Source organism: Streptomyces sp. NPDC127097 (assembly GCF_042724075.1).
Taxonomy (GTDB): Bacteria; Actinomycetota; Actinomycetes; order Streptomycetales; family Streptomycetaceae; genus Streptomyces.
On record NZ_JBHXFI010000007.1, the window covers coordinates 113088 to 123271 of the forward strand.

The 10184-nt window shown below is 70.2% G+C and carries 12 protein-coding genes; 6 read left to right on the plus strand and 6 right to left on the minus strand.

Annotation, left to right across the window (positions count from 1 at the left end):
* Positions 1-100 precede the first annotated feature (100 nt).
* Entirely contained in the window at positions 101-427 is a 327-nt protein-coding gene (locus ACFWJW_RS08795; RefSeq protein WP_387236841.1) for a plasmid stabilization protein, read from the minus strand.
* A 327-nt stretch (positions 428-754) separates the two neighbouring features.
* Here ACFWJW_RS08795 and ACFWJW_RS08800 point away from each other — a divergent pair, with 327 nt between their 5' ends.
* Positions 755-1993: a PP2C family protein-serine/threonine phosphatase gene (locus tag ACFWJW_RS08800; RefSeq protein ID WP_387236843.1), complete on the plus strand. Its 1239-nt coding sequence runs from the start codon at positions 755-757 to the stop codon at positions 1991-1993.
* A 44-nt stretch (positions 1994-2037) separates the two neighbouring features.
* On the opposite strand, the gene ACFWJW_RS08805 is transcribed toward ACFWJW_RS08800, so the two are convergent.
* The gene (locus ACFWJW_RS08805) at positions 2038-2229 is read right to left on the minus strand and encodes a hypothetical protein (RefSeq protein ID WP_030931808.1); all 192 of its coding nucleotides are present in this window, start codon (positions 2227-2229) and stop codon (positions 2038-2040) included.
* Between the two features lie 173 nt (positions 2230-2402).
* Here ACFWJW_RS08805 and ACFWJW_RS08810 point away from each other — a divergent pair, with 173 nt between their 5' ends.
* The gene (locus tag ACFWJW_RS08810; RefSeq protein WP_387236845.1) at positions 2403-3536 is read left to right on the plus strand and encodes a glutathione-independent formaldehyde dehydrogenase; all 1134 of its coding nucleotides are present in this window, start codon (positions 2403-2405) and stop codon (positions 3534-3536) included.
* A 133-nt stretch (positions 3537-3669) separates the two neighbouring features.
* Here ACFWJW_RS08810 and ACFWJW_RS08815 read toward each other — a convergent pair whose 3' ends face one another.
* Entirely contained in the window at positions 3670-4452 is a 783-nt protein-coding gene (locus ACFWJW_RS08815) for a UdgX family uracil-DNA binding protein (RefSeq protein WP_387236847.1), read from the minus strand.
* A gap of 234 nt (positions 4453-4686) precedes the next feature.
* Between ACFWJW_RS08815 and ACFWJW_RS08820 the strand changes: the two genes are divergently transcribed.
* Positions 4687-4824 carry a hypothetical protein gene (locus ACFWJW_RS08820; RefSeq protein WP_387236849.1) on the plus strand — a complete coding sequence of 46 codons (138 nt, stop codon included), beginning with the start codon at positions 4687-4689 and terminating at the stop codon, positions 4822-4824.
* A gap of 55 nt (positions 4825-4879) precedes the next feature.
* Here the strand turns inward: ACFWJW_RS08820 and ACFWJW_RS08825 are convergent, their stop codons facing one another.
* From ACFWJW_RS08825 to ACFWJW_RS08835, 3 genes are all read right to left on the minus strand, one after another.
* On the minus strand, positions 4880-5194 hold the full coding sequence (locus ACFWJW_RS08825) for a DUF6479 family protein (protein ID WP_387236851.1): 315 nt from the start codon (positions 5192-5194) through the stop codon (positions 4880-4882).
* 231 nt (positions 5195-5425) lie between these two features.
* The gene (locus ACFWJW_RS08830; RefSeq protein WP_387236853.1) at positions 5426-6283 is read right to left on the minus strand and encodes a calcium-binding protein; all 858 of its coding nucleotides are present in this window, start codon (positions 6281-6283) and stop codon (positions 5426-5428) included.
* A 216-nt stretch (positions 6284-6499) separates the two neighbouring features.
* The gene (locus ACFWJW_RS08835) at positions 6500-7105 is read right to left on the minus strand and encodes a TetR/AcrR family transcriptional regulator (protein ID WP_387236855.1); all 606 of its coding nucleotides are present in this window, start codon (positions 7103-7105) and stop codon (positions 6500-6502) included.
* Between the two features lie 57 nt (positions 7106-7162).
* Between ACFWJW_RS08835 and ACFWJW_RS08840 the strand changes: the two genes are divergently transcribed.
* The 3 genes from ACFWJW_RS08840 to ACFWJW_RS08850 are packed head-to-tail and all read left to right on the plus strand — an operon-like array spanning position 7163 to position 10055.
* Positions 7163-9118 (plus strand): fumarylacetoacetate hydrolase family protein, encoded by a 1956-nt coding sequence (locus ACFWJW_RS08840; RefSeq protein ID WP_387236857.1) that lies wholly within the window; start codon positions 7163-7165, stop codon positions 9116-9118.
* The gene (locus ACFWJW_RS08845; protein ID WP_387236859.1) at positions 9115-9780 is read left to right on the plus strand and encodes a DUF2867 domain-containing protein; all 666 of its coding nucleotides are present in this window, start codon (positions 9115-9117) and stop codon (positions 9778-9780) included. Before ACFWJW_RS08840 ends, ACFWJW_RS08845 begins: the two co-directional genes overlap by 4 nt.
* Positions 9777-10055: an antibiotic biosynthesis monooxygenase family protein gene (locus ACFWJW_RS08850; RefSeq protein WP_387236861.1), complete on the plus strand. Its 279-nt coding sequence runs from the start codon at positions 9777-9779 to the stop codon at positions 10053-10055. The genes ACFWJW_RS08845 and ACFWJW_RS08850 overlap by 4 nt, the downstream gene beginning before the upstream one ends.
* Positions 10056-10184: the final 129 nt, after the last annotated feature.

Below are 10184 nucleotides of genomic sequence, written 5' to 3' on the forward strand. Positions count from 1 at the left end.
CCCAAGGGTTCGGCGCGGACGGCACTTTAGGGCACGATCCACGGGAACGAAATCTCTTTTCGGGGCTCGACGCGGGCGCCGGCACAAGCGAGCTGACGGCTTAACGGCCGAGAGCCCTACGGAGCTCTTCCTTGTTCATGTGGGAGCGGCCGTCGATGTGCTTCTTCTTGGCCTCCTCGTACAGCTGGTCCTTCGTCGGGCCCTGAGACCCGCTGCGGGAGCGTTCGCCGCCGCGCCGGGAGGCGGATTCAGGGTCGCGGGTGGAGACCTTGCCGGCGGACCGCGCCTCACCGGAGCGGGCACGTTCCTTGTTCACGGTGCGCGCGGCGATCTCCTTGGCGCGCCTCTCCGAGACCCCGTGCTCCAGCGCGTTCGCCTTGATGTGCTCGTACTGCCGCTCACGCTTCTTGTCCGAACCTGCCGGCATGATGCCGCTCCTTACCGAATGGGGCGTCTTGCCTGTGCCGAAGGTCGCCTGCCCACAGCCGGGCGCGTCCACCGGCGGTGGCCGTGCATCTACCACTCCACTGCCAACGGGCGCGGTGCGCGACACGGGAGAGCCGACCAGGCAGCGTCCGCGCAGCCAGATGGTGGAGGCGAGCGGCGAGGAGGGCGGCTTTCTTGCCAGGCGCCGGCGAGCGCTACCCGGGCGTGCGCGGGCGCCCGGCGGCCGCTGGGCGGGCGGGTGAGGCGGTCGGACCGTAGCGTGAGGGGCGGAGCCGGCGACGTGGAGAAGGGCAGGGAGGCGGCGGCGATGGCAGGGATCGATTACGCGGCACTGTTCGCCGCCACGCCGAGCCCCTATCTGGTGCTGGGGCCGGACCTGGTGATCGTGGAAGTCAACCAGGCATACCTGGACGCGACCCGGCGTCCCAGGGACGACCTGCTCGGGCGGCATGTCTTCGACGCCTTCCCGGACAACCCCGCCGACCCCGAGGCCGACGGCGTCCGGAACCTGAACGCCTCGCTGCACCGGGTCCTGACCTCGTGTGAGCCCGACACGATGGCCCTCCAGAAGTACGACATCCCGCTCATGGGCCGGCCCGGGGCGTTCGAGGAGCGCTGGTGGTCGCCGGTGAATACGCCGATCCTCGGGCCGGACGGGACGGTGGCGTGGATCATTCACCGGGTCGAGGACGTGACCGCGTTCGTCCAGGCCCGCGCCGGCGGCGACCGGCCGCCGACCGGGCAGCTCACCGAGCGTGAGGCCCTGGAGGCCGAGCTGTACGCCAGGGCGCGCGAGCTCCAGCGGCTGAACGAGGAGCTGCGGCAGGCCCACACCCGTGAGCGCCAGGTGGCCGTCACCCTTCAGGAGGCGATGCTCCAGTCACCGGATCTGGCCCGGCACCGGGAAGTCGCGGTGCGCTATCTGCCCGCCGCCGGATCGCTGAATGTGTGCGGCGACTGGTACGACATGGTCGACCTGCCGGACGGCCGCTTCGCGGTGGCCGTCGGCGACGTCGTCGGCCACGGTCTGGAGGCCGCCGCGGCGATGGGCATGCTGCGCAGCGCCCTGAGCGCCGCGATCCGCGCCCTGGAGCGGCCCGCGCAGGCGCTGGAGGTACTGGGGCTGTACGCCCGATCGGTCGAGGGCGCGCTGAACACCACGGCCGTCAAAGCGCTGGTGGACCCCCGCAGCCGCCTGATCATCTACAGCAACGCGGGACATCCGCCCCCGGTCCTGGTACACGCGGACGGCAGCTACGACCTGCTGGACCAGGCCACCGACCCGCCCTTGGGCGCCCGGCCCCAGCATGTGCCCCGCCCGCAGGCCGGGCTGGCCTATCGCCCCGGGGACACCCTCGTGCTGTACACCGACGGGCTGATCGAACGCCGGGATGAGGACATCGACGCCGGGCTCTCCCGGCTGACCGAGGCGCTCAGCCGCTTCCGGGCCCTGAGCCCGGAACGCCTGGCCGATGCGCTGCTCGCCCACCTCGGCCTCACGGGTGGCGCCCGCGACGACATCGCCTTGATCATCACCCGGCTGTAGCGGCCGCTCCCGCGGGCGGAAGGGTGACGTCGCAGGTGGGGCGGTCAGCGGTCGGCGATGTCCTCACGGAGGCCGTCGGAGAACTCCCACCACGACAGGGGGAGCCAGTCGCCGTTCACAAAGGCATCGACGGTCGCACCACGACCACGGACCGTAACCGTGGTACCGGGCGGGTACGTGGTGCCGGACAGACCGGGCACCGGGACGAGCAAGGTCCCGAGTCGCTGTGCTGCCACGAGTCGCCCTCCTCATTCGCTGTTCGGTGCGACATTGCGATGCCAGAAAGTGGATATTGCCTCTTAGGTTAGCGGCTTGCCCCGCCCAGCAGACCGGAGAATCATGAGTGATAGCTCACGTCAAAGAGGTGGGGAATCCATGCGCACTCTTCGCTGAGCGGGAGGTGGCAGCAATGAAAGCCGTCGTCTACAAAGGACCGTTCGAAGTAGCGGTCGAGAATGTCGACAAGCCCGGCATCCAGCATCCCAACGAGGCGATCGTACGGGTCACCTCCACCGCGATATGCGGCTCGGACCTGCATATGTACGAAGGGCGCACGGCAGCCGAGCCGGGCATCGTCTTCGGGCACGAGAACATGGGAATCATTGAGGAGCTCGGCCAGGGCGTCACCTCCCTCAAAGAGGGCGACCGGGTGGTCATGCCCTTCAATGTCGCCTGTGGATTCTGCGACAATTGCGTCGAGCAATTCACGGGATTCTGTCAGACCGTCAATCCCGGATTTGCGGGCGGCGCTTACGGCTATGTCGCCATGGGCCCCTGGTCGGGCGGCCAGGCCGAATATCTGCGCGTGCCCTATGCCGACTTCAACTGCCTGAAGCTGCCACCGGGAAACGAGCACGAGACCGACTTCATCCTGCTCGCCGACATCTTCCCCACCGGCTACCACGGCTGTGAACTCGCCCAGGTACGCCCCGGCGAGAAGGTCGCGGTATACGGCGGCGGACCGGTCGGGCTGATGGCCGCCTACTCGGCGCTGCTGCGCGGCGCCAGCAAGGTCTTCGTCGTGGACCGGGTGCCCGAGCGGCTGGCGAAGGCCGAGGAGATCGGCGCGGTGCCGGTCAACTTCGCCGAGGGCGACCCGGTGGCGCAGATCAAGGATCAGACCGAGGGCGTCGGCACGGACAAGGGCGTGGACGCCGTCGGCTACCAGGCGATGGCGCACGGCGCGGCACGCGAGGAGCCGGCGACCGTTCTGAACTCGCTCATCGACACGGTCCGCGCCACCGGTGCGCTGGGCGTACCCGGCCTGTACGTGCCGGCGGATCCGGGCGGCCCGGATGAGCAGGCGAAGCGGGGCATGCTGCTGGTGTCGATCGGCAAGCTCTTCGAGAAGGGCCTGCGGATGGGGACGGGGCAGTGCAACGTGAAGCGCTACAACCGGTTCCTGCGCGACATGATCATCGAGGGCCGCGCGAAGCCGAGCTTCGTGGTCTCCCACGAACTGCCCCTGGATCAGGCCCCCTCGGCGTACGACAAGTTCGACAAGCGCATCGAGGGGTACACCAAGGTCGTCCTGCATCCATAACCTCGCGAGCGAACGGCGGCCGCCGCGCCGCCGGTACCGGCCCGGGGCGGCCGATGTGGCAAGGAGGCAGCCTCGGGTCCAGCAGGACACGGAGACGGAGTGCGGCCCACCCGCCGACGGCCCGCGGCATGCGTCAGCGCAATGCTTCGGCCGCCACCCCGAGGTCCGAGACGAGTCCGGCGTACGCGGCCTCGCGTTCCGTGGACCGCAGGATCGCCGCGGGATGCAGCGTGGCCACGACCAGCCCGTTGCCGCCGTCGGCCGGGCTTCGGGACCCGGGCCGCTCCCCCGCCGGCAGCGGGATGAGGGTGCCGCGGTCCTTCGTCACCCGGAACGACTGCCCGAGCAGCGCCTTGCCCGCCGTCGCCCCGAGCGCGACGACGACGTCGGGGTCGACGAGATGCAGTTCGGCGGTCAGCCAGGGACGGCAGGCGGTGAGCTCCCGGAGCGACGGCGGCTTGTGGATCCGGCGCTTGCCCCGCTCGGCCAGGGTGAATTTGAAATGCTTCACCGCATTGGTGAAGTACGCCTGCCGTTCGTCGAGACCGGCTTCTCTCATGGCCCTTCTCAGGAGATGCCCGGCCGGCCCGACGAACGGCTCCCCCGCCCGGTCCTCCTGATCTCCGGGTTGCTCGCCGACGAGCATGAGGCGTGCCGAGGCACTGCCCGAGCCGAAGACGGTGCCGGACGCCTCCAGGAACAAGGGGCACCCCTGGCAGTCCGCCGCAGCACGCCGATGCGCGGGCAGACCACCTCGTCGGGGCAGATACGGGGTGGCGTCATAATCCTGGCCGGCCTTTTCGGTTCCGCGTTCGGTCTTCGCTGTCATCACCCTGCTTCTGCTTCTCTCGCCGGCCGCGCAAGTGGCGGAAGCCAGCGGGGGCGGTTCGCCGAGCTGGCCCGGAAATCCTCGCATTTCACCAGCTCTCCCGCCCCTTTCCGCGGGGTGACGAAAGTCAGGCCGCACGGAGACACCGAATGGCAGGGGGCCGTATCCTGAGGCAGGCGATGCAGGCACTTCCGATGCGTCGCAGCCGCCCGTCGCAGCCGGGCGCCGCCCCACTCCGGGCACCAGGTGCCCGGCCAGCGATCAGGAGTTGACCGGTGATCAGTCTGGCATCATCGTGGGGATCTCCGTGAACGCTCTGTCATGCTGGGCGCAGCGCGGGTGTCGGGGTTTCTGGCCGCCCGGCCCCGCGTGATGACCGCTCAGCGGTTCGCGTCAGGCAGCCTGCTCGGCTTCTTCGCGCTGCGCACCGCCCTGTCCCGGACGCCTGTCTCGGCCTGAGCCATGCCCGCGCGCCTGTGACACCGTGTTGCGCTTCTTGAGCGGCCGGCAAGTCCTAGTCGCGGCGCCGCGAGTCGATGCCGTTGCCCTTCAGCTCGTGGGGCTTGCGCCGGTGGTCCGTCCGCGGGAGTTCCTCGGGCTCGCGGCTCTCCATGGAATCGCCGACCGGTTCGCCGTCCGGCAACCGGGGCTGTGACTCGGGGTGGGGTGGCCCCGGTTCGCGGGACCTGATGCGCCGTCCCCATGCGAAGGCCGCGATCAGCAGGGCGACGACGAGGACGCCCACGAGTGTGAACAGGACGCCGCTCGTCCCGTGCGGAGCGGCCAGATGTGCGTACGGATGCGTGGCTTCCCTCAGCGGATTCTCCATGCGGGGCGGGTACCCGGCATGGGGCGGGACACGCACCGGGGGACGCGGGGCGGGCCTTGCGGCACTTCCCTCCGCCGCGGTCCCGACCGCCGTAGGCCGACCGCCACGGTGCCGTCGGCCGCGCTCCTCCCCGTCCACCGCCGTGCCGACCGCCCGGAACGGACCGTCTGCTCGTCCGTTCCGGGCCGCCGGTGCGTGCCGGCCGAGGGCCTGACGTGCCCCTCGTGCGCCTTACTTCACGTCGAGGAAGTCACCCGCGGAGGTGACCGCCGGGGTCGTCGAGGTGCCGGCGAAGGTGTAGCGCCAGGTGCCGTCGGCGGACGCCTTCACGGTCGTCTTCAGGTTGCCGTGGCTGTCCGACGTGACGGTCTTGACCGTGCTGTAGCCGCTGGCACCCGTCTTGCGGAACTGGAGCTGTACGGACTGCTGGGTGTAGCCCGCGTACGTGTCGGTGTCCCAGTTGGCGCGGGTCAGGGCGCCGGTGACCGTGACGGTCCTGCCCTTCGCCACGGGCTCGGGCGAGGCGTTGGTGGTCAGCCGGGAGGCCCGCTTGACCCAGGAGGACTTGTAGGTGTCCTTGGTGACGTAGTCGCCGTCCTTGCCCACGGCGGACGCGAACACATGCCACCGGCCGGCGAGTATGTTGCCGTAGACGGTGGACTTCGGGTCGGCGACGAGGGTGACCGAGCAGGTGGCGGTGGTGGCATTGACCGTCTTGCAGGTGCCGTGGTCGACCGCCGGGGTCATGGCGCCGTCGACACCGTCCTTCAGGTCGGTGCCGTGCCACAGGAACGCGTAGCCGTCGTAGATGCCGGCCGGGTCGGTGGCGGTCACCGAGACGGTGTAGGTCTTCTTCAGGCTGGTGCCGACGACGATGTCCTTGCCGCCGTTGACGGTGACGTTCGTGATCTCGGTGTCGCCCCGCGCGTCGTCCGCCATGGCCTTGGCGGGAGAGTTCGCGGTGAACGGCGAGAGCTGCGCCTTGGCGGCGCGGGCGCCCGGGGCGTCGGCGGCCTGTGCGGCCGGGACGGTGAGGGCGGAGAGGGCCAGGGCGCCGGACAGTGCGGCAACAGTGGCTCGAGTGCGCATGTATTCCTCGAAAGGGCAGGGGCCCCTCGGCGTAGGACGCTGTCGACGGGACCCGAATCGGTCTGGAGTCCGCTGACTCCGTAGACCAGACCCGGGGCAGATGTGAATGGTTGTACCTCTGCGTGAAGTTTTCGTGAACGCATTTCAGGGGAGGAGCGGGCGGCCAGGGGCGCTGCCCTCCGCCCCCGAGCCGGGACTCGCGCACCGCGCCTTCGCTCACTCCCCGGCCGACAGCACCGCTCCCGCCACCAGCGTGCGCAGCGCGGCCAACGCCTGCTCCGGGTCGACCCGTTCGGGCGCCAGCAGCCACTGCTGGTGGATGCCGATACCGGCGCCGATGATCGTGACGGCCAGCGTCTCGGCGGACAGCCCGGCCGGCAGCGGCAGCCGCTCCAGCCAGCGCCGGCAGTGGTCGCGCAGGGTGTTGTGGATCTCGACATAGCGGCCGTGGATCGGGGAGCCCGGTTCCAGCGCCTCCACCAGGAGCGTGACGAAGAGCTTGGTGGTGGGCTGGGCGAACAGCGCGTCGGCGCCGCCCATCAGGCGGTCGAAGCCCGCCACCACCTCCTCCGGCCGCGCTCCCTCCGCCGGTTCCTCGGCGAGTCCGGCGCGGATCAGGTCCACCGAGCGTTCGAGGACGGCCAGCAGGAGACCTTCCTTGCTGCCGAAGTGCCAGGGGATCGACCCCCTGCTGATTCCGGACCGCTCGGCCACGTCGGCGAACGTGGTCTGCCGGTAGCCCTTCGCCGCGAACAGCTCCGCCGCCGCCCTGAGGATCAGCTCGCTGCTCTCGTGGCTGGTCTGCTCTCGTCGCGTTGTCACGCCACCTCCTCTGTGCTAGCAATAATATTCTATGCTGGCCAACACAGGGAGGTTGTTTTGCGCTTCGTCACCTACGCCACAGCAGACGGCGACCGGGCCGGTGTCCTCAACGGCGACCTGATCCATGCGTTACCGGAAGGCGCCTCCCTCATCGAACTGCTCGGCCCCACGCTGCGGCAGGCCGGCGAGCGCGCCCTCACCGAGCCCGCTGATGTCGTCGCGCTCGCCGACGTCACGCTGAAAGCCCCGCTCCCCAGCCCCCCGTCCATCCGGGACTGTCTGTGCTTCCTCGACCACCTGCGCGCCTGCCGCAAGGCCGTCGGCGACCCGGAAACGCTGGAGCGGGCCTGGTACCAGATCCCCGCCTTCTACTTCGCCAACCCCGCCACCGTCATCGGTCCGTACGACGAGGTGCCCATCTCCCCCGGCAGCGCCTGGTTCGACTTCGAGCTGGAGATCGGCGCGGTGATCGGCACCGCGGGCCGCGATCTGACGCCCGAACAGGCCGAAGCCCATATCGCCGGCTACACCCTCTTCTGCGACTGGAGCGCCCGCGACCTCCAGGCCCTGGAGAGCCAGCTCAGGATCGGCCAGGCGAAGGGCAAGGACGGGGCGACCACGCTCGGGCCGTGGCTGGTCACGCCGGACGAGCTGCCGATCGGTCCGGACGGCAGGCTTGCGCTTCAGGTACGGGCCGAGGTCAACGGCGAGCTGGTCGGTGCGGGCCGTACCGATGCCATGGACTGGTCCTTCGGCGAGGTCATCTCCTATGCCTCCCGGGGAGTTGAGCTCCAGCCGGGAGATGTCTTCGGCTCGGGCACCGTGCCCGGCTGCTGCCTGGTGGAACACCTCGACTTCGGCGACCTCGGGGCGTTCCGCGGCTGGCTCAAGGACGGCGATGTGGTGTCGCTGCGCGCCGAGGGGCTGGGCGAGGTACGGCAGACCGTACGGGCCGGTGCCCCGCCCCACCCGCTCGCCGCCCGGCCCGATCCCACCGCGCCGCCCCGTCGGCCACGGGTCAACCCGGCTCGCTCCGCCCTGCCGTACACCAAGGGGCTGCATCAGGTCGGTGACGGCGTCTGGGCGTGGCTGCTGCCCGACGGCGGGTACGGCTGGAGCAACGCGGGGCTCATCGCGGGCGACGGCGCCTCCCTGCTGGTCGACACGCTCTACGACCTGCCGCTCACCGCCGAGATGCTGTCGGGCATACGGCCGGTGACGGAGCAGCATCCGCTGAGCCATGCCGTGCTCACCCATGCCAACGGCGACCACACCCACGGCGGCCGGCTGCTTCCCGCCTCGGCGTGCGTCATCGCCGCCGAGGGCACGGCACACGAGATGCGCACCGAAATGGCGCCCGAACTGACCGCGGCCCTCCAGGTCATGGATCTCGGGCCGACGCTCACGCCGTATCTGCGCGACCGTTTCGGGCGGTTCGACTTCGGCGGCATCCGTCTGCGCACTCCCGACCGGACCTTCGAGCGGCGGCTCACCCTCGACGTGGGCGGTCGCGAGGTGCGGCTGCTCAATCTCGGTCCGGCCCACACCGAGGCCGACACCGTGGTGCACCTTCCCGACGCGGGGGTGCTCTTCGCGGGCGATCTGTTGTTCATCGGCTGCACCCCGATCGCATGGAGCGGCCCGCTCGCCAACTGGATCGCCGCCTGCGACGCGATGCTCGACCTCGGTGCGTCGACGGTGGTGCCGGGCCACGGCCCGGTGACCGACGCCGACGGGATCCGCGCCGTCCGCGACTACTTCGCCCACCTCGTCGAACAGGCCGACGCCGCCTACGCCAAGGGCCTCGACTTCCAAGAGGCGGCGTTCGGCATCGATCTGGCCCAGTACGCCGACTGGCTGGACGCCGAACGCGTCGTGGTCAACATCTACCGGCGCTACCGCGAGATCCACGCCGACCAGCCCGTGCTCGACAGATTCGCCCTGTTCGGTCTGATGGCCGAATGGGACCGGCGTCGGCAGTCCTCGGCCCCACGGAAAGCGGTCCACCCATGAGAATCCCGGACAGCGCGCATTTCTCTCATCCCTGGCGGATCCACGCCCTCGCACCCGACTTCCGGCTGGAGGACGTCTGGGCGCTGCCGACGCCCGGCGGTCCCGACGACCTCCCCCGGCTGGTACGGCAGATGACCTCCGGCAACGGGCGATTCTCCGGTGCCACCCGCGCACTCTTCGCGCTCCGCTGGAAACTGGGGTCACTGCTCGGCTGGGACCGGCCCGGCTCCGGCGTCGGCGCACGGGTGCGGACACTGCGCGACAGACTGCCGGCCGATCTCCGTGCCGCCCCGCCCGGCCCCGGATTCCGGGCGCTCCCGCTCACTCCCGTCTATCTGACGGACCACGAGTGGGCGGCGGAGGTGGCCAACCGGACCGTGCACGCGGTGATGCACATCGGCTGGGTCACGGACGAGTCCGGTGGCCACCGCGGCCAGATGGCCGTCCTGGTGAAGCCGAACGGGCTCTTCGGGAGGGCCTATATGGCCGCGATCCGGCCGCTGCGACATCTGATCGTGGATCCGGCGCTGATGCGGATGATCGGGCGGGCCTGGAAGAACCAGAGCCAGAACCAGAGCCAGAACCGGGCCGAGGACCAGAACCGGGCCAAGGACCAGAACCGGGCCGAGGGCCACCGGGCAATACCAAGGAGAGAATCATGAAGGTAGCAATGGTCGCGCACCACTATCCGCACGCTGCTCACCGTGCGGAGTTCATCGCACGCGTCCAGCAGATCGCCGAGGCGTTCCGGGGGACACCGGGATGTCTGTCGGCCGAGTGCTGGGAGTCCGCCGACGCGGTGGTCTCGATAGTGCGGTGGGAGTCCGAGGAAGCCTCCCAGACCTCGTTCGCCACCGTCCTGTCGGCAGGGCTGGACATCGAGTTCGACGCGCGCGAAGCACGCCCTCGCGAGATCGTCCGGCTGACGGCGTGCTGAGACCACTGCGTCCCTGCCGACGTGCGGCCGACGGCAGGTGACATCGGCGCGGGGGGGGGCCGCCCCCCCGTGGGGGGGGCCCCGCCCGCGGGGGGGGGGGAGGAGAGAAGGGCGAGGACAAAAAAAAAC